The sequence below is a fragment of the Sphingobium sp. DC-2 genome, assembly GCF_000722555.1.
GTDB classification, from domain to species: Bacteria; Pseudomonadota; Alphaproteobacteria; order Sphingomonadales; family Sphingomonadaceae; genus Sphingobium; species Sphingobium quisquiliarum.
This window is the reverse complement of sequence record NZ_JNAC01000035.1, coordinates 100,506-121,658: the sequence shown is the minus strand read 5'-3', so window position 1 is coordinate 121,658 and position 21,153 is coordinate 100,506. Positions and strand designations below refer to the sequence as shown.

Genomic DNA, 21,153 nt, shown 5'->3' with positions numbered 1-21,153 from the left:
TCCCGGCGGCGTCAGGCCGCGCCGATCAGCAGCGTCACGTCATCGGTGCGCGGATCGCGCGGACGATCCGCCGCCATTTCCCTTTCCAGATGCACGACGCGGTGCAGGACATTGGGCAGGCCGAAGGCGCGGCTCGCCATCATGCCGGGGAAGACCGCCAGCGTCGTGAGATCGATCGGCAGATCGAACCATTTTCCCGCCGCGAACACCTGAGTCAGGGTCTTGTCGCGCTTGCCGCACAGGGCCGTCAGATATCTGTAGTCGTAATGCGCGCCCTCGATCAGGCGCTGCCCCGGTTCAAGCCGCCGCGACGGGTCGCGCCGCAGCATCAGGCCGTTCACGCGCTTCGCGACCTGCCGCACCGCTGGCAACAGCATCGTCAAGCCGTAAAGGTCCGACAGGCCGCGCGGGCTGAGCGGCCCGGCCGCGTTCCACCTTTGCTCGTCCAGAGCGCAGCCCGCCCGCCCCCAACGGCCCATGGAGTTGCGGGCAAGAGCGCCCAGATTGGCGAAATCCGCCGCCGTCTCCTGATATTTGAGGCGCTGGACCACGACTTCGAACCGGCCGGGCAGCTCACCCTCCGGGATCATCGCCGTCATCAGCAGCTGGCCCAGCGACCAGCATTGATCGATCACCTCCTGGCTTGGCGCATAGCTGCTTCCGCTCTGGAAGAAGGAGGACGGCTTGGCGGCGACGCGGCCAGCCTCCTCCTGCTGCGCCAGCGCCATCTTGCGCGCGATATAGCCGTGCCGCCCTGGCTGAAAGTAGAAGAGGTCGCCAAGGCTGGCGGTGATATCGCCGCAGCCATGATAGTTGCGCGCCATGTCCACCAGGGGCGCCTGCCAGGGAAGCTGTTCTTCCTTCCTTTCAAGCAGTTCGCGCCAGAGCGATGCGATAAGATCGGGACATTCGACCATCACGGCCACATGACCCGCCGAAAAAAGCCGCGCGAGCGATCCCGCCGTCACCTCCTGCAAGTCAATGGTGGTGATCATGCGCGTCCCCTCCTCGGCCAGATGTTTTTATGTCTGGATTTTCACGATGCAATTACCGGGAAGGCCAACTCCGAAATAGTTACAAAGCAGAAACATGGCCCATTTGGGACCGTGCCGATGGCACTGGCTGAACGCCAAGGCATGTCCGGTCCCGCGCAAAGCCGCCTTCATCCTAAGTGTTAGCTACAATGCGCACTGATGGCCCCCGATGCGCTTTTGCACTGCCGGACGGCAACAATCATACCGATGGTCAAGGGAACGGCCATTGGGCCGGGCACGGCCCGCGTGCCCCGCAAGATGAGGGAGATTGGCATGGCGTCCGCTCAGCTGACATTGACCGATGGTAGTGGTTCTGCGGGCGGACATGCCAGGCCCCGCGACCTGTCCTTCGAATTGCAGCAGATGACCGCGCGGCAGATCTGGTTCCTGCTGCGGCGGCATATAAAGCTGGTGGCCGGCATCGTGATCACCTGCGTCCTTATCGTGCTGGCGATCCAGTTGCAGTTGCCCAAACGCTATCAGGCGACGGCGACCGTGCAGGTTCAGCTCAACGATTCGAGCGGGTCGAACCAGGCGGATGCGGTCCGCAACCAGCAGCGCGTCGCCAACGAAGCGCGCATGTACCGGTCCCAGGCGCTGGCCGAACAGGTGGTGCGGGACCTGAAGCTGCATCGCAATCCCGCCTTCAACAACGGCGTCACCATGAAGGTGCCGCTGGCCGCGTCGCATCTGCTGAACGACACGCAGGTCGCAAGCTCGACCGACTCCGACGTCATCGACATCACCGTACAGTCGGGTGACCCCGAACTTGCGGCGCGGATCGCCAACCGCTTCGTCCAGAGCCTTCAGAAACTGCGTTCGGAACGGCGTCAGGTCTGGCGGGATGAAGTGACCCGCGCGCTGGCGAACGAGGCTGGACGGCTTTCCAGCGAAGCGTGGCGCGCCGAGCAGGCGGTCGCCGATTTCCGGCGCGACCATGCCATGCCCGTCGGCGCGGGAAGCGCGGAGGACTATCAGCAGATGAACAGGCTGGCCGTGGAAGCCGCGTCCAGCGCGGCGCTGAGTTCCGGCATGCGGGCGCAGGCGGCGGGCGTCAGCAGCGCGGCGGGCATGCGCACGGTCGCGGGCGCGACCTCACCGGCGCTCGACAATCTGCAAAGGCAATATGACGACCTGTCGCGCCAGCGGTCCGAAATGGCGGTGCAGATGGGGGCGAACCATCCGCAGATGCAGGCGCTGACGGCGCAAATCAGCCAGGTCAGCAACGCCATGACGCAGGAACGCGCTTCGGTCATCGCCGCCCAGCAGGCCCGCAACAATGCGGATGCCGGGCGAGAGCGCGCCATGGCCATGGCGGAGGCCAACGCAGCGGCGGCGCGCGCGGGCCAGTTGCAGGCGCGGTTGAACGACATCACCAGCGCGGCCTTCCGCAACAACGCCAATTCGGTCGACCTGTCGATCCTGGAACGCAAGGCCGAGGTCGCGCGGCAGGCCTATCTCACCACGGCGCAGCGGGCGCAGACGGTGCGCGCCGAACTGGAAAGCACGGGCGTCAATTCGACCATGATGTCGGCCGCGCCCGTGCCGCTCACTCCGGTAGCGCCAGCGCCCAAGAAAATGGCTCTGGCGGCTTTCGTCGGTTCTTCGATGCTGGCGCTGCTGATCGTGCTGGGGATCGAGATGTTCGACAACCGGCTGCGCAGCGGCGACCAGTTGCGCCGCCTGTTCGGGCTGCGCACGCTGGCGATGCTGCCGGGACTGCCTGACCCGATCGGCCCTTCGATCGAGGAAAATCCGGTGGTGACGGAGCCCCAGTCGCTGTTCACCGAGGTCGCCCGCAATCTGGCGAGTGAAGTAGAAGCTTTGCCGCGGCTGGAAGGCAGCCAGCGCGTGCTGGTGACATCGCCGCTGCCGGGCGATGGCAAGTCCAGCGTGGCGCTGACGCTGGCGGCGGCGGCGGCCTCCATGGGGCGGCGCGCGATCGTCGTCGACCTCGACCTGCGGCGGCCCGGCCCCAGCGTGCTGCGCAGCATTCAGGACAATTCGAACCTGCCCGACCTGATCGACGTGCTGACCCACAGCGGCGAGACGCGCAAGCTGATCCCGCAGGTCGAATCGCATGTCGAACATGACCCGGCCTATGGCGCCGCCCCCGCCGCGCTGCTGCCGGTGGTGCTGAGCACCCGCGAGCAGATCCGCAATCCCGCCGCGCTGGTGCAGGGGTGGCAGGTGGCGCGCCTGCTGGACGAGCTGCGCGAGCAGTTCGACCTTGTGGTCATCAACGCCCCGGCGATCCTGGCCGTCCGCGACGCCCGCACCTTGTCCAGCCTGGCCGATTCGACCATCATGGTCGTGCGCTGGGGTTCGACCACCGTGGAGCAGCTTCGCGCATCGTTGCAGATGGTTAACAATCAGGTCGCGGGCGCCGTCTTCAACCAGGTGGACTATGAGGAACATGCGCGGCGCGGCTATGGCGACGCGGTGCAGTTCTACATGGGATCCGCAGCCTATTATTCGGACAGCTTCCCCGTCCGGCAGAAGTGGACGAAGGCCGCGAGCGACCGGGTCCGCAGAGTTTTCACGCGCGAAGCCGCGTGAAGGCGGCGGGACATTGGAATCCATCGGCCTTGAGACCCAGGAGGTCAGGGACGAGACCGGGCCGCTGCGGCTGCTGATCGTCGACCCCAGCGCCCTGCGCCGCGCCTGCATGGCCGTGGCCCTGGAATCGGCGGGCCTCAAGGTCACGTCCCTCGCTTCGATGGGGGACCGTTCCCTTGAGTGCGAGGCGGACGTCATCCTGTTCCAGGCGGGGGACGGGCCGGACGATGCCGAATCCATGACGGAACAGATCGCGTCAGCCGTGCAGAGCTGTCCGGGCGCGGCGATATTGGTGATCGCCGATCATCATGATCAGCGCCTGATGCTGTCGGCAGTCGCCGCCGGAGCGCATGGCGTGCTGACATCCAACATCAGCCTGCCGCGCATCCAGGAAGCGCTGGCGCTGCTGAGCGACGGGCTATCCATCTTCCCGGCATCGGTGGGCAAGATGATCCAGACCCGCCTCAATCTTTACGCGAGCGCTGGCGGCGGATCGAACGACCGGGTCAGGGCGGCCGTGGATCAGCTCGCGGCGCTGACGCGGCGGCAGAGGGACGTGCTGGAACTGCTGGCCCAGGGCGCATCCAACAAGGATATCGCCAACCGCCTGAACATCAGCGAAAGCACGGTGAAGGTGCATGTGCGCGCGATCATGGCGCTCAAGGGAGCGTCCAACCGCACGCAGATCGTCGCCCATCTGCTGAAGGGCGGCGATCTGGAATCCTGATGTGCGGGGTTCAGGCTGGCCGCTGCGGCGGCGACCGGACATCAATTCACGCCAGCCGCCATCTGCTGCCTGCGCGACTTGCGGAGCCAGCATATGTCCATCAGCACCGCTGTTATGACGCCAAGGACCACATGGGCGATATTCCCGCCCAGGGCGCCATAATGCGGAACCGAATAGCTTGCGACCGCGACGAAGACAGCGGTACCAAGGCCGGAGATCGCCAGCACCAGCCAGGACTGGTTCATCGCCAGCATCGCGGACCGGGACGGCGCCGAATGGAGCGCCAGCATCACCGCGATCATCTGAGTCAGCAGCAGGATATAGGCGTCGGCATAGGCTTCGCCCGGACCCATGCGGATCAGAAGCGGCCCCAGCAGCCAGGCGCCCGCCAGCATGGCGGCCCCGACCGTGAACAGCGCCGCCTGCACCTGTAGCGTGGTCGCCCTGAACGCCTGCACATTGCCCTTGGCCCACATGCGGCTGACATCGGGATAGATCACGGCCTGCACCTGCGCCCCCACCTGCATCGCGACCTTGGCGATGCGCTTGGCGAGATAATAGACAGCGGCCGCGCTCGTCCCCGCCACCGCGCCGACGAAAAGCGAATCCGCCTCCGTGGTGATGACCCGCAGGGTCAGCGACAGGTTGGTGGAACAGGCGAAGCCGAAAAAGCCGGGAAAATCCTTCACCAGCCCCTTGAGCCGGGCATGCAGCGGATTGGGAATGCCCGTCTGCCGCAGGGCGCGAAAGCCCAGCCAGAAGACGATGACGGACCCCAGCACCTGCGCGGCGGTCCACGCGATCATGAAGCCGATCACGCCCGCCCCCGCCACCATGCAGTAAAAGGCGAACGCTATGCGCAGCACGTTACCCGCCACCTGCGCATAGGCCAGCATCTTGAACTGGCCCGCCAGGCGCATCGCGGCCACGGGCACGCCAGCGACGTTGAAGAGGGTGGCGATCGAATAGATGGCGACAAGCTGCACATGCACGCTTTTCAACCCGAACAACGGTCCGAAGAGCAGCGCCAGCACGACGGCGCTCACCGCGGCCAGGGCCGCCGCGCCGATGTCGATCATCAGTCCGTAGCAATAGAGCCGCTGCATCCGCCGCATCGATCCGCGATTTTCTTCCTGGACGGCATAGCGGATGAGCGGTTGCCAGGATTCGAAGCGGATGATGCGTTCGACGACGCGATTATAGGACAGGACGAGGACCATGACGCCATAGGTCGCCGGTCCCAGCGACCGGGCGGCCATGGCGACGCTCACCAGCATGATGAGCGCGTTGATGAAATTACCTGACAACAGATGCCCGACCGCGATCAGGCGTGCGCGCGTTCCCTTGACCAGGAACGCGCCAAACCTGTCGTGCAGCATCCGCAGGGCGCGATGCGCGCCCTGTTGAGCCGGATATGTCATAATGACCCCTTTGGGCCGGAAGTGTCAGGGACGGATCACCGTGCAGTCAATTCCATTGGCGCATGGCTGACCGGATGAGGAATGGGCATGCCGCCTGGCAGGTCCGGCTCCACTTCCGTCACGCGCCCGCGCATGCCGTGATTGGCTGCCCAGATCGCCGCCTGGGTCCGGTTCTTGACGCGCAGCTTGCGCAGCACCGCCTTTACATGAACCTTCACCGTGGCTTCGCTGATGTCCATCCGCTTGGAAATGACCTTGTTGGGGCATCCCATGATGAGCCAGCGCAATATTTCAAGTTCGCGGTCCGACAGGCAGGCCGCATCGACCGGGCGTTCCACCTCCAGAACATCGGCCAGGCTGGGGCGGGATTGCAATTCGTCAGCCAATTGGGGCGGAAGCACCCTTTCCCCCATCGCAACAAGGCGAAGAGTCGCGACCAGCCGGTCGCAGGAAATCTCTTTGACGATATATCCCATGGCGCCCAGCTGGAACGCCTTCAACATGATCTGAAAATCGAAGCGGTCCGAAAGCAGGACCAGATAGGAACAGGAAAAGCGCTTTTTGAGGAGCGACATTATGTCCTCGTCCAGCTCTTCCATTCCATTGTCGATCAGGAGCAGCGAAGGCGCCGAATCCTCATCGGGGAGTTCCGCCGTTTCCAGTGCGGCGGCGATGGTAGCATATTGTGTAACCCGGAATTCGCGATCCATGAGGATCCTGCTAAGTCCCTCCCTGACGATAGCATTTCCGCACAACAGACGCACATTGACTGGGTAAGCCATTGGGTATTCCCCTCATGATCCCTCCCATCTTCATTCGCAGGCCCCGAAGAAGCATGGAAGACCAGTGTTCAAATGCCTGCAGTGCAACCCTTTCTTTTGTTTCAACAACTTATGACTAGCATACTTCTCCCCCAAGAGTCCCGAAAAGAGCGGTGGAAATTTTGAGTTAGGACAAATTTTCGTTAACCGATTGTTAAAAAAATGATTTTTCTGTACGGGACAGGGTGTAAGGCGGTGAACTGATCCGGTATTTACTACCTTTGACTTACCGCGAACGGTTTATCCCGTTCCGTTTCCGCATAGATATAGCCTCTGCTTCTTCGTTAACCAGAGTCGCGGCGGCGCGGGATTGTGCGGGGAGAACAAGGACTTCCGCTCATCGCGGAGGGCAGCGCCGATGCCGCTGCTGCATTGCGCCAGACTCGCCTGAAAACGGGCTTTGTGCCGCTAAAGGCATGACTCCCGCCGGCGGGAGCGCTCAGTTGCCCCAGTGCGGCGGGCGCAGTTCGTCGCCCTGCCAGTCGATCCGCTTTTCGCCCCAAAGCACCACGGCGACCGTGCGCGCCAGGATTCGCGCGTCCAGCGCCAGCGATCGGTTGCGCACATACCAGAGATCGAAGCGCAGCTTTTCCTCGACCGTCAGCAGCGTGTTGCCGCTGACCTGCGCAAGACCTGTCAGCCCCGGACGGACAAGGCCGCGCACGGCGCCGTCTTCCCGCAAGGCATTTATCGTGCTGGGGAGCAAAGGACGCGGCCCGACGAAATCCATGTCGCCCCGCACGATGTTGATCAGCTCCGGAAGCTCGTCGAGACGAGACCGCCGCAGGAAACGCCCGAAGGCGGTCACACGCTGTTCGTCGGGCAAGGGCGTGCCGCTGCCACCGGTCAGTTCGCGCATGCTGCGGAATTTGAGCATGACGAACGCACGCCCGCCCCGGCCGCTGCGAATCTGGCGGAACAGCACCGGCTTGCCCAGATCCGCCCGCACCAGCAACGCGAGCAGAAGCAGGAGCGGCGACAGAAGGACAAGGCCTATGATCGCCACCAGAGCGGCGGGGCGCAAGGCGTTCCTCATGCGGCCTCTGGCGCAAGACGTGCCGCCGCCGGATCGGGCGCGGGGGCGGCGGACGGGCGAGGCCCGCTTCCCAACCCCATCGCATCGATCAGCATCGCGTTCACCTTGTCCACGTCATAAATCTCGACAGCGGTGCGCCGCGCGGCCTGGCCCATGGACTCCATCAGGCCGGGGTCGCTCAACAGGCGCTCCATCGCCGCCGCCAGCGCCGCCGCATCGCGCGGAGGAACGAGCAGGCCGTTGACGCCGGGCCGGACAGGCTCGCGGCATCCGGGCATGTCGGTCGTGATCACGGCGCGGCCGGTGGCCAGCGCCTCCAGGATCGTGCGCGGCAGGCCCTCCCGGTAATAGGAGGGCAGGACGAAGACATGGGCGGAAGCAAGGAACGGCCGGACATCGCGGGTTTCGGGCAGCAGCTCGATCAATCCCTCTTCCCGCCATTGCCGCAGGTCCGCAGCGGTATAGCCAGTGGGATTTTCCGTTTCGGGCCGGGTCAGCAGGAGGAATCGCACATCCTTGCGCTTGCGCCGGATGAGGCGCGCGGCCTCCACATATTCGCCCACGCCCTTGTCGCGCATCAACCGGCCGACCAGCAGGAAGGTGAAGGGACCGCCGGGCAAGGGCGCTTGCGCGAAATGGCGCACGTCTATGCCCGATCCCGGCACCTGCATGACGCGCTGGCCGGGGGTGACGATGCCGCTGGCCAGCATGTCGCCATGATCGTCGCCATTGAAGACGAAGATGCACGCCGCCCGCCGGACCCCGATGCGGTAGAGGCGCGACACGGCGGCGCGCAGCCAGCGGCGCTGCCGCGCTTCATCGCTGAAGACATAGCCAAGCCCGCTCATGATCGCGAAGAAGCGGCGGCGGCCGATCAGCCGCGCCGCCATGCCGCCGTAGATGATCGGCTTTTGCGTGTAGGCGATCACGACATCGGGCCGTTCCGCCCGGAACAGGCGCAGATAATGCAGCAGCGTGCGGGCGTCATGCAGCGGATTGGTTCCGGCCCGCGCCATGGGCGTCCGGCGGAAGCGCACGCCCATGTCCGCCAGCTTCCGCAGCACCTCCGGCTCCTCGTCGGGCGCGCAGGCGACGACATCATGTCCTTCCGCCACCATGCGCGCGATCAGCGCGCCGCGAAAGTTGATGAGCGACCAGGACAGGCTGGAAAGGATGACGACCTTCATGCTGCACTGCCCTTTCGTGACGCACGGCCGATGGCGGGCCGCCCTGTCGCGGGTATCACAGGCGTCGCAGGCAGCAGCCTGTGCATCGGTAGATTACTCCTTTGAGGCAGGCCCGCGGCGCGCGCGCGCCCCGCAACCCGCGAAATTGCGCGCCCGGAAGGCGGCGAATAACCAAAAAGCGCCGCCATCTGCTTCAGGCGGGATGATGTTGGGATAAAGGATAGTGTCTGATCGACCGATTACCGGCGGGCGATGCTTCCGATAGCTTGGATGCTGACCGGCCGAATGCCGGGCGGCGCCGCGCACCTGCCTTCGATGGCTATCGGCTCCCCCGCTCCAGGCTGAGACATGATCGCCACGGGAGCCCGGAATGTCGAATGTTGCGTCCACCAGGCAGGATCTGACCGGAGAGGTCCAGCGAGACGTTCGCGCGACGGCATTGCCCGCGCGGCTGGAGGCGATCGGGCGGGCCTTCGTCGAAAAAAGCCCCGCCCGTGCCCGCGCGATCCGGCTGGCCACCATCCTGATGGTCGACGCGCTGGTGATGTTCGCCACCTTCCAGCTGTCGCTGGCCATCCTTTCCAACCTGAAAATGTCGCCGACCATGTACGACCTGCGGTTCGCGGCGGCGTTCGTGGGCATCAATCTGGCGGTGCTGTTCGCCATCGGCACCTACCGGCAAAGCTGGCGGTTCGTGTCCGTGCGCGACGCGCTGCGGCTGTCGGCGAGCCTGCTCGTCACGTCCTGGCTCATCTGGATGGTGACGGTGGGCCTGATCATCCCGCAGCAGATGTACCGCGTGATGATGACGACATTCCTGACCGTCGACATCCCCATCACCGTCGCCGCGCTGCTGGGCGCCCGCGTCGCGCGCCGGGCGTTCTTCCAATATCTCCGGTCGGCGCGGCTGCGGCAATCGGCGCAGGCGCGCCGCCGCATCCTGTTGCTGGGCGAGCTGGACTGGGCCCGCGTGATGGCCGACCTGGTGCCCACCGACGTGCAGTCGGGCCTGGAGATCGTCGGCGTCATATCCTTCGACGGGCGGGACCGGCGGCTCCAGGTCGGCGGCCTGCCGATCCTGGGATCGCCCGACATGCTGCCGCAGATCGTCGCCGAACTGGACCGCGCGGGCAAAAGGCCGGTCAGCCTGGTGGTGCAGGAAAGCAGCGAGCGGCTGGACCGTCAGCAAATCCTGCGCATCGCCGCGGCGGCGGAACAGGAAAACCTGACCGTTTCGCGCTTCCGCAATCCGTGGACCGGGCCGCAACCGGACAAGGGCGACCGGCTTTCGATCGAGAAGATGCCGCTCGCCGAACTGCTGGGCCGTCCCGAAATCACGGTCCAGCACAGCTATCTGGAGCGCGTCGTCACCGGCGCGCGCATCATGGTGACGGGCGCTGGCGGGACGATCGGCGGAGAACTGGTGCGGCAGCTCGCTTATTACCGCCCGGCGGAGATCGTGCTGCTCGATCACGCCGAATATAATCTCTACGCCATCGAACTGGAGGCGCGGGAGAAATTCCCCGACGTCCGCTTCCATGCCGAGCTTTGCTCCATCCGCCAGCGCGCGGCGCTGTGGCAGGTGTTCGAGCGGCGGCGGCCCGAAATCGTCTTCCACGCGGCCGCGCTCAAGCATGTGCCGATGGTGGAGGCGAATCCCTGCGCGGGCGTGCATACCAACGTGCTGGGGACCCGCAACGTCGCCGACGCGGTGTGCGAGTTCGAGGCGCGCGCCATGATCCAGGTGTCGACCGACAAGGCGGTCAACCCCGTCGGCCTGATGGGCGCGACCAAGCGGCTGGGCGAACTTTATTGCCAGGCGCTGGACCTGATCGGCAGTTGCGATCCCGACAGCCCCCGTTTCCTGACGGTGCGGTTCGGCAATGTGCTGGGGTCCAGCGGGTCGCTGATCCCGCTGTTCCAGCACCAGATCGCCGCGGGCAAGCCGCTGACCGTCACCCATCCCGACATCGAACGCTTCTTCATGACGGTGCAGGAGGCCGTTCTGCTGATCCTGCAAAGCAGCGCCCGCGCGCTGGAAACCGATTCGGAACGCGGCACCATCTTCGTGCTCGACATGGGCAAGCCGGTGAAGATCGTGGAGATCGCCCGCCGGGTGATCCGCATGGCGGGCCTTCGCCCCGACATCGATGTGCCGATCAAGTTCATCGGCCTGCGTCCCGGCGAAAAGCTGTTCGAGGAACTGTTCGACACGTCGGAGGACAAGATCGAAAGCGCCATTCCCGGCATTTTCGAAGCGATGCCGTCCCCGATCCCGCTGGAGATGCTGGTGGAGGGCTTCGGCCAGCTCGCCCGGCTGATCGCGGCGGGGGATTCGCGGGAGCTGATGCGCCTGACCCACGAGATGGTCGCGGCGTCCGCAAGCTCGCGCTGGGCGGAGATACTGCGCCGCCTGGCCGCCGAAAGCCAGGACACGGTGTTCATGATGCCGCCGCGCGGGCCGGAACCCGCCCCGGCGCTGCCGGTATCGCCGCCATCCATGCCGCGCGACGTCGCCTGACCTCACCGGGGAGCCAGATATGATCCAAGCCGCCGCCGCTTCGCTTGCCAGCGTCCAGGCGTCATCCGCGGGGGACAGGCGAAGCCCGCTCGACCATCCCCAACTGCGCTGGCCGCAGCATGAGCCGGACGAGATCGCCGCCGTCGTCCGCCTGCTGGAGGCCGGGCGCGTCAATTCGATGATGCATGGCGAGCAGACCCGGCAGTTCGAAGCGGAGTTCGCCGCCTTTTGCGGGATGCCGCACGGCATTGCGGTGTCGAACGGCACGGTCGCGCTGGAACTGGCGCTCCGCGCGCTGGGGGTAGGGCCGGGCGACGAGGTGATCGTCCCCTGCCGCAGCTTCTTCGCCACCGCCGCCTGCGTCGCCGCCGTTGGCGCGACGCCGGTATTCGCGGACATCGACCCGGCGAGCAACGGCATCGACCCGCAGTCCGCCCGAAGGATGATCAGCCCGCGGACGGCGGCCATAATCTGCGTCCATCTGGGCGGCTGGCCGTGCGATATGCTGGCCTTGCGCGCGCTGGCCGATGAGGAAGGATTGTGGCTGGTCGAGGATTGCGCGCAAGCGCATGGGGCCAGCCTGCACGGCCGCATGGCGGGATCCTGGGGCGACGCCGCCGCCTTTTCCTTCTGCACCGACAAGATCATGTCGACCGGCGGCGAAGGCGGCATGCTGCTGCTGCGCGAGGAGGCGCATTGGAAGCGCGCCTGGGCCTATAAGGACCATGGCAAGAACCCGGACAAATTCTTCAGCCCGTCCCCCGAAAGCGGCTTCCGCTATCTGCACGACAGTTTCGGCACCAATTGGCGGATGACCGAGATGCAGGCGGCGATCGGCCGGGCGCAACTGGCCAAGCTGTCCGGCTGGGTCGCGCGGCGGCGGCGCAATGCGGCGGCGCTGAGCGGATATCTGGCGGGCGAGCCGGGCGTCCATGTTCCGCCCATTCCCGATCATGTGGGCCATGCCTTCTACCGGCTTTATGCGGCGATCGATCCCGAACGGCTGGGCAAGGCCGGATCGACTGTGGCCGTCATCGACAGCATGTGCCGCATGGGCATGCCGGTGGGCAGCGGTTCATGCGCCGATATGTCGAAGGAGGCGGCATTCGCCGATGCGCCGCCCCGCCGCGACGGCGATCTGGCCGCCGCGCAGGAAGCGGGACGGCGCAGCATAGCCTTTCCCGTCGATCATCTGCTCGACGAAGAGGATATGCGGCGCATGGCGCAATGCCTGAGCGCCGCGCTGGCCGGACTGGAATCCTGAAAGGAGGGCGCAAGAGACCCATGATCAATCATCGCCTGCCCCAATTCATCATCATCGGCGCGGTCAAGGGCGCCACGACCTGGATACACAACCAGTTGCGGGACAATCCGGCGGTGTACCTGCCCGCGCCCGAACCGCATTTCTTCAGCCAGGAATATGATCGCGGGATCGATCATTACCGCCGCTTCTTCGACGGCGCGGCGGCCGGGCAGATGCTGGGGGAAAAGTCCGCCGACTATCTCGCCCATCCGCTGGCGGCCGCGCGCATGGCCCCCGTGCTGCCGCAGGCGAGGCTGGTGATGCAATTGCGCAATCCGGTGGAGCGGGCCTATTCCGACTATAAGATGCTGTTCCGGCGCGGGACCGTGACGCAGGGGCCGGAGGCCTATCTGGACGGGCGGGCCAACGATCAGCCGCGCTTCCTGGAGGACGGTCTGTATGCCCGGCACCTGCGGCGCTGGCTCGACCATTTCAGCGCGGCCCAGATCAAGGTCATCCTGTTCGAGGATGTGAAGAGGTCGCCTGAGGCGACGGTCGCGACCGTCAGCGCCCATATCGGCGCGCCCTGCCATTATTCCAGTGAGGTAGGCGCCAGCCCCCGCAACGACAGCAGCGAACGGTTCCTGCCCCTGCCCGTCCGCACCGCGCTGGCTCCGCTGAAGGATGCGGCGAGGCCACTGCGCGGCAACGCCATGTTCGAGAAGGTGCGCGGCCTGTTTGCCCGGCAGATCCAATATCCGCCGCTGCCAGAGGCCCTGCGCGCGCGCATGATGGATTATTATGCGCGCGATATCGAGGATCTGGAGAAGCTGATCGGCCGCGACCTTAGCCATTGGAGACAAAGCTCCCGCCTGGCGGCATAAAAGGAAGCATCCCAAAAGCGCTGGCGCGCTGTCCCCTTTTCGCCTGCGTCCGATACGGAATCGTTCAACCACGCGATGCCCGAACCGCTTAAACTGAAGCCCGGTCAGTTGAGAGGGGAAGCAGATGAACAAGCGGTTCACCCATAGTCTGTGCCTGGGCATGTTCGTTCTGACGGCGGCCTGTTCCAGCGGTCTTTCCAACCTGTCGAGCCTGCCGCCAGCGCCGACCGTCGCCTATCGCCTGGGCGCGGGTGACGAGATCCGGGTTTCCATCCCCGGCCTGACGCCCGCAGGGACGAGCGAGGCGAGCTATGTGATCAACGATCGCGGCCAGATCGCCCTTCCGGTGCTGGGCGACGTTCCCGCCAGCGGCAAGACGGTGCCCGAACTCCAGGCCAGCATCGCGCAGCAACTGACCCAGCGCCAGTTGCTGAACACGCCCACGGTCAGCGTCCAGCCGGTCAAGCTGCGCCCCTTCTACGTGCTGGGCGAGGTCAAGAGCCCCGGCGAATATCAGTATCGCGCGGGCATGTCGGTGCTGGCGGCGGTATCGGCGGCGGGCGGCTACACCTTCCGCGCGCAGCAGGGCGATGTGGGCATCACCCGCATGGTGGAAGGCAGGCAGATCGAAGGCCGCGCCAGCGAACGCGACATGATCCAGCCGGGCGACACGATCCGCATCTATGAGAAGTGGTTCTGATGAAAGCCCGCTCCACGGCGCGGGCCGCCATCGCCATCGCAGTCGCGGGGGGCCTTCCCACCGCCGCCGCACATGCGCAGGATCTGCGATCCGGCAAGACCTTCCTGGACGTTCCCGAAGCGGTGTTCGTGCCCACGCCGCTGCGGCTGGGCAGCGCCACCGCCACGATCGGCATCGACGGCAAGCTGGAATATGACAGCAACATCTATGCGCAATCGTCCGGCGAGAAGGACGATTTCAAGCTGCTGGTGAGCCCCTATGTCGAAGTGGTGAAGCCCGGCAGCAGGTTGCAGCTTTCCGCGCGGGCGGCGGGCAGCGTCCGCCGCTACTTCAAATATGAGCGCGAAAATGCCGAGGCGGGAGAAGTTGCGCTAGGCGCGGTCTGGACACCGTCCGCCGCCGACAAGCTGACGGCGAATGCAAGCTGGAGCCACGTCATCGAGGATCGCGGCGAGCCCGAAGGACGGACCGTGACATCCATCGGCCCGCGCAAGCTAAACGTGCTGGACGGCGACCTGTCCTACAGCCGCCAGGGTGCCCGGCTGGGCTTCATGGTGCGGGGGAGCGCGAGCCGTTTCCGCTACACCAGCGATTTCGACGAGGATCGCGACATCGACAATTACGCCCTTCTGGGCCGGGTGCTGGTGCGCGCCGCGCCGCTGCTGAACGGTTTTGTCGAAGGGTTCGTGTCGAAGCGCGACTACCGGATCACGCCGCCGGGCTTCCCCGATCGCGATTCGACCACCTATGGCGGCCGCGTCGGCGTATCCATTGATCCGGGGGGCACGGTGCGCGGGGAGGCGGCGGTCGGCCTGTATCACTTCAATCCCAAGGACCCGCTGATCGAAGCGCGCACCCGCCTGTCAGCGCAGGCGAGCCTCACTTATTCCCCGCAACCGCGCACGGCGATCACGCTCGACGGATTCATCGGCAATGTCGCGACCTACCGCACCGGAGCGCAATCGCGCGAGGACATGCGGTTCCGCCTGGGCGTGCAGCAGGAAATCCGCCACAACCTGCGCGGCGAAGCCGGGCTGGTCTACCGCCGCAGCAAATTCTTCGGCGCGGGCGACGTCCAGAAAATCTACGGCGTCACCGGCGATCTGGAATATTCGCTCAACCGCCGCGTCGCGATCGGCGCGGACGTGCGCTATTCCAAACGCACCAGCAGCGACCCGTTCGACGAGTTCGAACGGGTCCGCGCGGGCCTGACGCTGCGTCTCCATTATTGACCATGGGGTGGCGGCCCTTTCATCCGAAGGGTCGCCGCCTAATCCCTTCGCGCAATGGACTTGACCGCGCCCGGCACGGAAACTTGGCAGCGACATCATGTTGTAAACAGGGATTCTTGATGCTCGTCCGCGCCAGCCGACCGCCGAACATCGCCTTCGTCCTTCCAGGGCTGGGAGCAGGCGGATCGGAGCATATCGTAAGCCTTTTGTGCAATCACTTCGCGGCGCTGGGCTGGACCGTCAGGCTGATCGCGTTCGAGGATGAAGCTGCCCCGGCCTATTACAGCCACCATCCGGCGGTGCGGATCGTGCGGCTGGGCATGACGGTCAAGCGCCGCAGCGCAGCCGCCGGAGCGCTGGCGATGCTGAAGCGCGAACGGCGGCTGCAAGCGGCGCTGGAGCAGGCCGCGCCCGACCTGGTGGTGAGCTTCCTGACCCGGACCAATATATTGTCGGTGCTGAGCGCGCGGCGCAGCGGCATTCCCGTGATCGTTTCGGAACGCAACAACCCGGAGCTGCAAACCGTCGGGCGATTGTGGAACATGCTGCGCGGCTGGGCCTATCCGCGCGCGGCGGGGCTGGTCACCATGACACAGGGCGCGATGGACTATTTCGCCCGGACGATGGCCGTGAAGGGATGGGTCATCCCCAATCCCGCGCCGCCGCCGTCCGCCGCCCTGCCGCGCTGCTCCGATGGCCGGACGATCGGCGCGGTCGGACGGCTGGTGCCGCAAAAGGGGTTCGACCGGCTGATCGACGCCTTTGCGCGCGTGGCGGCGGATATTCCCGATTGGCGCCTGGTGATCTGGGGCGAAGGGCCCGACCGCGCGGCGCTGGAAGCGCAAAGGGACAGGCTGGGGCTGACCGGCCGCATCGCTCTGCCCGGCATCACCCGCCAGCCGGGCGAGTGGATCGCCCAATCGGATATGTTCGTCCTGTCTTCCCGCTTCGAAGGCTGGGGCATCGTGGTGGGCGAAGCGATGGCGGCGGGCCTGCCGGTCGTCTCCTTCGACTGTCCATGGGGTCCTGCCGAAATGATCGAGCAGGGGCGCAGCGGCATGCTGGTCCCCAATGGCGACATCGCGGCCCTGGGCGACGCCATCGCCGCGCTCTGCCGCGATCCCGCGCGGCGCGGGGCGCTCGGCACCGAGGCGAAGGCGCGCATGGCCCTGTTCGACCTCGACCATATCCTCGCCCGCTGGAAGGCCGTCATCTTCGAGGTGCTGAAGGACCATCCCGTGGGGGTGGAGCGATGACTGGGGCCATCCGCCAGCGCCTGCAACCTTTTCTTCCGGGGAGGTGATCGATGCGCATCTGCTCCATCATCACCAGCTTCACGTCGGGCGGCGCGGAAATGCTGGTCAGGGACCTTGCCGAACGCTTCGCGGCGACCGGCCATGACGCCACCGTGATCGCGCTGAGCGACGCCGCGCAGATCGGCAACGATCGCGAGACGGAAGCGGCGATGATGGCGCATATCTGTGAAGCGGGCGGACAGGCGCTGTCGCTGGGCCTTGCGAACCGCAACGCCTGGATCAGGGGCGCGCGGGCGCTGCGCGGCATGGTGCGCGCGATCAATCCCGATGTGATCCACTGCCACACCGCCCGCGCGCTTCCCATCGTCGCGCTGGCCCGGCCGCGCGTGCCGGTGGTGCTGACCCACCATAACAGCCGCCTGTCCTTCCCGCCCGCCGCCTTCCACCTCTTCAACCGGATCGCCGATGGCTATGTGGCGATCAGCGAGCAATGCGAGACGATGCTGCGCGCCCATAGCCGCAAGCCCGTGCAACTGATCTGGAACGCAGCCAATCCGCGTTTCCGGGCATCGAAGCCCCGTCAGCCGGTGGCGCATGATCCCATGATACTGGCTGTCGGCACCGTGTCGGAGCAGAAGGATTATCCAACGCTGATCCGCGCCGCGCGGCTGCTGGCGGCTGCGCTTGCGCCACAGGGCCGCCGCCCCCGCATCTGCATCGCCGGTGGCGGGCCGATGCTGGGCGAGCTTCAGGCGCTGGTCGAGGCGAGCGGCGCGGGCAGCCACGTGGAATTGCTGGGCGCGCGCGGCGATGTCGACATGCTGATGCGGCGGGCGGACCTGTTCGTGAACAGTTCGCTGTGGGAGGGATTTCCCATCTCCCTCATCGAAGCGGCCAGCAGCGGCTTGCCGATGGTGGCGACGCGCGTCGCCGGGAACCGGGAAATGGTGGTGCCGGGAATGAACGGCGAACTGGTGCCGCCAGGCGATGCGCAAGCGCTGGCATCGGCCATGGCGGCCATGCTGTCCGATGACGCCCGCCACGCCCGCCTGTCCGCCGGAGCGCTGGAAAGCGCGGGGCGCTTTTCCATCGAGCGCTGCGCCGGCGCGCATCTGGCGCTCTATGGCCGCTTGCGCGGAAACCGCTCTGGCTACCCCGCACATGGAAGATTGAGCATCGATAGGGAGTGCGCATGAGGGCCATACTGATTGGCGCGGTCGAAAGTACGCGAATCGCCCTGCGCTGCCTTGCCGCCGCGCCGCGATGGGATCTTGCCGCCGTCTTCACCCTGCCCCTCGACCTTGCCAGCCGCCATTCCGACTTCATCGACCTGGCGGCGGAGACGGAAAAGGCGGGTTCCCGCATCGTGCGGGTGAAGAATATCAATTCGGAGGCCGCGCTGGCGGCGATCCACGACATCGCGCCCGATTATATCTTCGTCATCGGCTGGTCGCAGATTTGCGGCGGGCAGTTCATGGCGAGCGCGAAGCGCGGCGTGGTGGGCTATCACCCCGCCCCGCTGCCGCGCCTGCGGGGGCGGGCCGTGATCCCGTGGACGATCCTGCTGGACGAGCCGATTTCGGCGTCCTCCCTGTTCCTGATCGATGCGGGCGTGGACAGCGGACCGCTGCTTGCCCAGCGCTATTTCCACCTTGCGCCGGACGAGACGGCGGCGACCCTCTATGCCAAGCATATGGCGAAGCTGGAGGAGATGCTGCCCGGCGTGCTGGACGATATCGCCAGCGGCGCGCCCGCCCTGTCCGTTCAGGATGAGCGTTGCGCGACCTATGCCGCGCGCAGGCGGCCCGAAGATGCGCTGATCGACTGGGCGCAACCGGCGTCGCTCATCTGGCGTTGCGTCAGGGCCTGCGGCGATCCCTATCCCGGAGCCTGGACGAGCCTGGGCGGCGATCGCATCACCATAGAAGCGGCGGTGCCCGTACCGCTTGGGCATCATGCCGCCGCCATGGCCGGGCAGGTGGTCGAGCGCACGGGCGAGAGCTTCACCGTCAAATGCGGCGACGGACAGGGCCTGCGCGTCACGCAATGGCGCACGGCGCGGGAGGCTCCTTTGCCCAACCACGCCATCCTTGGCCGGGACGCGGCAGCGGCATGAGCATGATCGACACGATCCAGCGCGCCATGGTGATCGCGCCGCATCCCGACGATGAAGTGCTGGGCTGCGGCGGCACCATCGCGCGGCTGGCGGCGCTGGGGCGGCATGTCGACGTGGTGATCGCGACGCGCGGCCATGCGCCCCGCTTCGACACGGCGCAGGTGGAGCAGGTGCAGGCGGAAGCGCGCAGCGCCCATGCGCTGCTGGGCGTCGCGCGCACGCACTTCCTGGATTTTCCCGCCGCCGAACTGGACCGGGTGCCCCGCGCGGAGCTGAACGCCGGGATAGCCGCGCTGGTGGCGCAATGCCGCCCGGACGCGCTGTTCCTGCCCTTTATGGGCGACCTGCATTTCGACCATCATCTGGTGTTCGACGCCGCCATGGTCGCCGCGCGGCCGCTGGGCGCGCATTATCCAACGCGCATTCTGGCCTATGAAACGGTGTCGGAAACCAACTGGGCCGCGCCCTATCTCGCGCCGTCCTTCCAACCCAACATATTCGTGGACATCAGCGGCCATATCGCCCGCAAGATCGAGGCGTTCGGCTGTTTCGCGTCGCAGGTGCGGCCTTTCCCGAACGAGCGATCGGTCGAAACCCTGCGCGCCCTGGCCCAGGTGCGGGGAAGCTGCGTCAGCCGGGAAGCCGCCGAAGCCTTCATCCTGATCAGAGAGGTCGCCTGACATGGACCTGCCCGTCACCAGCCAGAGAGAAGGCGCAGCGCATGTGAGCACGGAACACGCCACGCCGCAGCCGGGCCGGTCGCTGCGCATGCTGTTGAGTTCGGCGGGCCGCCGCGTCGGATTGCTGCGCAGCTTCCGCGAAGCCGCGGCGGTGCTGGGCGTCGGCCTCAGGCTCTACGCGTCGGACCTCATGCCGGAATGGAGCGCGGCCTGCGTCGAAGCGGACATGGGCCTCGCCGCTCCGCCTGCGGACAGCGAGGATTTCATCCCCGCCATGCTGGACATCTGCAAGCGCGAGCGGATCGGCCTGATCGTCCCCACGATCGACACCGAACTGATCGCCTATAGCGAGGCGCGGGACCGGTTCAGCGCGATCGGCTGCCATGTCGCGGTGAGCGATCCTGCGCTGGTCCACATGGCGCGCGACAAGCTGGCGACGGCGCGATTCCTGTCGGGCGCTGGCATCCCCTCCCCCGCGACCGTCGCGCTGGATGACTTTCTCGACGGCCGGAGTGACCTTTCCCTGCCGCTGCTCGCCAAGCCGCGTCACGGCAGTTCCAGCCGCGGCATCATGATGGTGGAGGAACGCGGCCAACTGGAGGCGCTGAGCCGGGCCGAGCCCTATATATTGCAGCAATTCCTGCATGGACGGGAATTCACCGTCAGCCTCTATTTCGACGGTGCGGGGAAGATGCGGTGCGCCATCCCGCACGAGCGGCTGCGTGTGCGGTCGGGCGAGGTGGAAAAGGGCGTCACCCTGCGCGATCCGCTGTTGCAGGACATGGCGTGGCGGCTGGGGCAGGCGCTGCAAGGCGCGCGCGGGGCGATGTGCTTCCAGGCGCGCATGGACGAGGACGGCGGCGCTTCCATATTCGAAATCAACGCCCGGTTCGGCGGCGGCTATCCACTGGCCCACAGGGCAGGCGCGCGCTTCAGCCAGTGGCTGCTGGAGGAGCGGCTGGGGCTGCCCTGCACCGCCGGGGACGATTGGCGCGAGGACGTGCTGATGCTGCGTTTCGACGATGCTGTCTTCATCTGACAGGCCCGGCGCATATCGGGGGCGGTTCGACCGCGTCATCATATTCGATCTGGACGACACGCTCTATCTGGAGCGCGACTATGTCCTGAGCGGCCTGCAAGCCGTGGGCCTGTGGGCGCGCGCCATATTGGGGCTCGACGGCCTCGGCAGGGTGATGCGCGAGCGGTTCGAGGCGGGGCATCGCACCCGCATCTTCGACGACAGCCTGCGGGACATGGGGCTGGAGCCGCATCCGCACCTCATCGCGCGCATGCTCACCGCCTACCGGCAGCATCGGCCCAGCATCCGGCTTGCGCCCGATGCGGAACAATTCCTTGCCCGCCGCGATCCCGCGACCGGGTTCGCCGTGATCACCGATGGTTTCCTGGACGCGCAAAGGCGGAAGATAAGGGCCCTGGCCCTGTACCAGCGCGGCGTTCATCTGGGCGTCTGCACCGACCGCTGGGGCAGGGAATGCTGGAAGCCCAACCCCCGCGCCTTCCAGCATATCGAACATATTTTCGGCCGTTCAGGCGGGGCGCTGACCTATGTCGCGGACAATCCGTCCAAGGATTTTACCGCGCCGCGCGCCATGGGCTGGGACACGGTGCAGATCGCCCGGCCCAACCGCATCCATGATCGCATCCATCCCGACCGCGTCGATGCTGACAGGATCATCGAAACCCTGGAGGAGTTTTGAGGCGAGAGCTGACCTTGG

18 protein-coding genes are annotated in these 21,153 nt (G+C 66.2%); 13 read left to right on the top strand and 5 right to left on the bottom strand.

Annotated features, from left to right (window positions below; all coding sequences use genetic code 11):
* Positions 1-11: 11 nt before the first annotated feature.
* Complete coding sequence (locus ET21_RS0107115) at positions 12-995, bottom strand: 2OG-Fe(II) oxygenase family protein (RefSeq protein WP_030539106.1); 984 nt, start codon at positions 993-995, stop codon at positions 12-14.
* 312 nt (positions 996-1,307) lie between these two features.
* On the opposite strand from ET21_RS0107115, the gene ET21_RS0107110 reads away from it, so the two are divergent.
* Positions 1,308-3,593 carry a Wzz/FepE/Etk N-terminal domain-containing protein gene (locus tag ET21_RS0107110; protein ID WP_030539105.1) on the top strand — a complete coding sequence of 762 codons (2,286 nt, stop codon included), beginning with the start codon at positions 1,308-1,310 and terminating at the stop codon, positions 3,591-3,593.
* A 13-nt stretch (positions 3,594-3,606) separates the two neighbouring features.
* Positions 3,607-4,320 carry a LuxR C-terminal-related transcriptional regulator gene (locus ET21_RS0107105; RefSeq protein WP_021238727.1) on the top strand — a complete coding sequence of 238 codons (714 nt, stop codon included), beginning with the start codon at positions 3,607-3,609 and terminating at the stop codon, positions 4,318-4,320.
* A 41-nt stretch (positions 4,321-4,361) separates the two neighbouring features.
* Here the strand turns inward: ET21_RS0107105 and ET21_RS0107100 are convergent, their stop codons facing one another.
* From ET21_RS0107100 to ET21_RS0107085, 4 genes are all read right to left on the bottom strand, one after another.
* A complete protein-coding gene (locus ET21_RS0107100) occupies positions 4,362-5,741 on the bottom strand; it encodes a lipopolysaccharide biosynthesis protein (RefSeq protein WP_030539103.1) in 1,380 nt (459 codons plus the stop codon).
* Positions 5,742-5,776: 35 nt separating this feature from the next.
* Positions 5,777-6,523 (bottom strand): response regulator transcription factor, encoded by a 747-nt coding sequence (locus tag ET21_RS0107095; protein ID WP_051209666.1) that lies wholly within the window; start codon positions 6,521-6,523, stop codon positions 5,777-5,779.
* Positions 6,524-7,001: 478 nt separating this feature from the next.
* Positions 7,002-7,598, bottom strand: coding sequence for a sugar transferase (locus ET21_RS0107090; protein ID WP_030539101.1), 597 nt, complete (start codon positions 7,596-7,598; stop codon positions 7,002-7,004).
* A complete protein-coding gene (locus ET21_RS0107085; protein WP_030539100.1) occupies positions 7,595-8,785 on the bottom strand; it encodes a glycosyltransferase family 4 protein in 1,191 nt (396 codons plus the stop codon). The genes ET21_RS0107090 and ET21_RS0107085 overlap by 4 nt, the downstream gene beginning before the upstream one ends.
* 370 nt (positions 8,786-9,155) lie before the next feature.
* Here ET21_RS0107085 and ET21_RS0107075 point away from each other — a divergent pair, with 370 nt between their 5' ends.
* From ET21_RS0107075 to ET21_RS0107025, 11 genes are all read left to right on the top strand, one after another.
* Positions 9,156-11,306, top strand: coding sequence for a polysaccharide biosynthesis protein (locus tag ET21_RS0107075; protein ID WP_030539098.1), 2,151 nt, complete (start codon positions 9,156-9,158; stop codon positions 11,304-11,306).
* Positions 11,307-11,325: 19 nt separating this feature from the next.
* Complete coding sequence (locus tag ET21_RS0107070) at positions 11,326-12,570, top strand: DegT/DnrJ/EryC1/StrS aminotransferase family protein (protein WP_030539097.1); 1,245 nt, start codon at positions 11,326-11,328, stop codon at positions 12,568-12,570.
* A gap of 20 nt (positions 12,571-12,590) precedes the next feature.
* Positions 12,591-13,433: a sulfotransferase gene (locus ET21_RS0107065; protein WP_030539096.1), complete on the top strand. Its 843-nt coding sequence runs from the start codon at positions 12,591-12,593 to the stop codon at positions 13,431-13,433.
* 124 nt (positions 13,434-13,557) lie between these two features.
* A complete protein-coding gene (locus ET21_RS0107060; protein ID WP_021238735.1) occupies positions 13,558-14,133 on the top strand; it encodes a polysaccharide biosynthesis/export family protein in 576 nt (191 codons plus the stop codon).
* Positions 14,133-15,365 (top strand): outer membrane beta-barrel protein, encoded by a 1,233-nt coding sequence (locus ET21_RS0107055; protein WP_051768036.1) that lies wholly within the window; start codon positions 14,133-14,135, stop codon positions 15,363-15,365. Before ET21_RS0107060 ends, ET21_RS0107055 begins: the two co-directional genes overlap by 1 nt.
* 119 nt (positions 15,366-15,484) lie before the next feature.
* Positions 15,485-16,621, top strand: coding sequence for a glycosyltransferase family 4 protein (locus ET21_RS0107050; protein ID WP_030539094.1), 1,137 nt, complete (start codon positions 15,485-15,487; stop codon positions 16,619-16,621).
* Between the two features lie 50 nt (positions 16,622-16,671).
* The gene (locus ET21_RS0107045; protein WP_051768035.1) at positions 16,672-17,817 is read left to right on the top strand and encodes a glycosyltransferase; all 1,146 of its coding nucleotides are present in this window, start codon (positions 16,672-16,674) and stop codon (positions 17,815-17,817) included.
* Positions 17,814-18,737 carry a methionyl-tRNA formyltransferase gene (locus ET21_RS0107040; protein ID WP_030539092.1) on the top strand — a complete coding sequence of 308 codons (924 nt, stop codon included), beginning with the start codon at positions 17,814-17,816 and terminating at the stop codon, positions 18,735-18,737. Before ET21_RS0107045 ends, ET21_RS0107040 begins: the two co-directional genes overlap by 4 nt.
* Positions 18,734-19,417, top strand: a complete 684-nt coding sequence (locus ET21_RS0107035; protein ID WP_030539091.1) for a PIG-L deacetylase family protein — start codon at positions 18,734-18,736, stop codon at positions 19,415-19,417. The genes ET21_RS0107040 and ET21_RS0107035 overlap by 4 nt, the downstream gene beginning before the upstream one ends.
* A gap of 1 nt (position 19,418) precedes the next feature.
* The gene (locus ET21_RS0107030; RefSeq protein WP_030539090.1) at positions 19,419-20,456 is read left to right on the top strand and encodes an ATP-grasp domain-containing protein; all 1,038 of its coding nucleotides are present in this window, start codon (positions 19,419-19,421) and stop codon (positions 20,454-20,456) included.
* Positions 20,440-21,135 carry an HAD family hydrolase gene (locus ET21_RS0107025; RefSeq protein WP_021238742.1) on the top strand — a complete coding sequence of 232 codons (696 nt, stop codon included), beginning with the start codon at positions 20,440-20,442 and terminating at the stop codon, positions 21,133-21,135. Before ET21_RS0107030 ends, ET21_RS0107025 begins: the two co-directional genes overlap by 17 nt.
* Positions 21,136-21,153: the final 18 nt, after the last annotated feature.

Coding starts and splice junctions, on each gene's coding strand:
- ET21_RS0107050 (WP_030539094.1), top strand. CDS start 15,485: ATGCTCGTCCGCGCCAGCCGACCGCCGAACATCGCCTTCGTCCTTCCA.
- ET21_RS0107060 (WP_021238735.1), top strand. CDS start 13,558: ATGAACAAGCGGTTCACCCATAGTCTGTGCCTGGGCATGTTCGTTCTG.
- ET21_RS0107055 (WP_051768036.1), top strand. CDS start 14,133: ATGAAAGCCCGCTCCACGGCGCGGGCCGCCATCGCCATCGCAGTCGCG.
- ET21_RS0107090 (WP_030539101.1), bottom strand. CDS start 7,598: ATGAGGAACGCCTTGCGCCCCGCCGCTCTGGTGGCGATCATAGGCCTT.
- ET21_RS0107095 (WP_051209666.1), bottom strand. CDS start 6,523: ATGGCTTACCCAGTCAATGTGCGTCTGTTGTGCGGAAATGCTATCGTC.
- ET21_RS0107110 (WP_030539105.1), top strand. CDS start 1,308: ATGGCGTCCGCTCAGCTGACATTGACCGATGGTAGTGGTTCTGCGGGC.
- ET21_RS0107115 (WP_030539106.1), bottom strand. CDS start 995: ATGATCACCACCATTGACTTGCAGGAGGTGACGGCGGGATCGCTCGCG.
- ET21_RS0107040 (WP_030539092.1), top strand. CDS start 17,814: ATGAGGGCCATACTGATTGGCGCGGTCGAAAGTACGCGAATCGCCCTG.
- ET21_RS0107065 (WP_030539096.1), top strand. CDS start 12,591: ATGATCAATCATCGCCTGCCCCAATTCATCATCATCGGCGCGGTCAAG.
- ET21_RS0107025 (WP_021238742.1), top strand. CDS start 20,440: ATGCTGTCTTCATCTGACAGGCCCGGCGCATATCGGGGGCGGTTCGAC.
- ET21_RS0107085 (WP_030539100.1), bottom strand. CDS start 8,785: ATGAAGGTCGTCATCCTTTCCAGCCTGTCCTGGTCGCTCATCAACTTT.
- ET21_RS0107100 (WP_030539103.1), bottom strand. CDS start 5,741: ATGACATATCCGGCTCAACAGGGCGCGCATCGCGCCCTGCGGATGCTG.
- ET21_RS0107045 (WP_051768035.1), top strand. CDS start 16,672: ATGCGCATCTGCTCCATCATCACCAGCTTCACGTCGGGCGGCGCGGAA.
- ET21_RS0107070 (WP_030539097.1), top strand. CDS start 11,326: ATGATCCAAGCCGCCGCCGCTTCGCTTGCCAGCGTCCAGGCGTCATCC.
- ET21_RS0107075 (WP_030539098.1), top strand. CDS start 9,156: ATGTCGAATGTTGCGTCCACCAGGCAGGATCTGACCGGAGAGGTCCAG.
- ET21_RS0107030 (WP_030539090.1), top strand. CDS start 19,419: ATGGACCTGCCCGTCACCAGCCAGAGAGAAGGCGCAGCGCATGTGAGC.
- ET21_RS0107035 (WP_030539091.1), top strand. CDS start 18,734: ATGAGCATGATCGACACGATCCAGCGCGCCATGGTGATCGCGCCGCAT.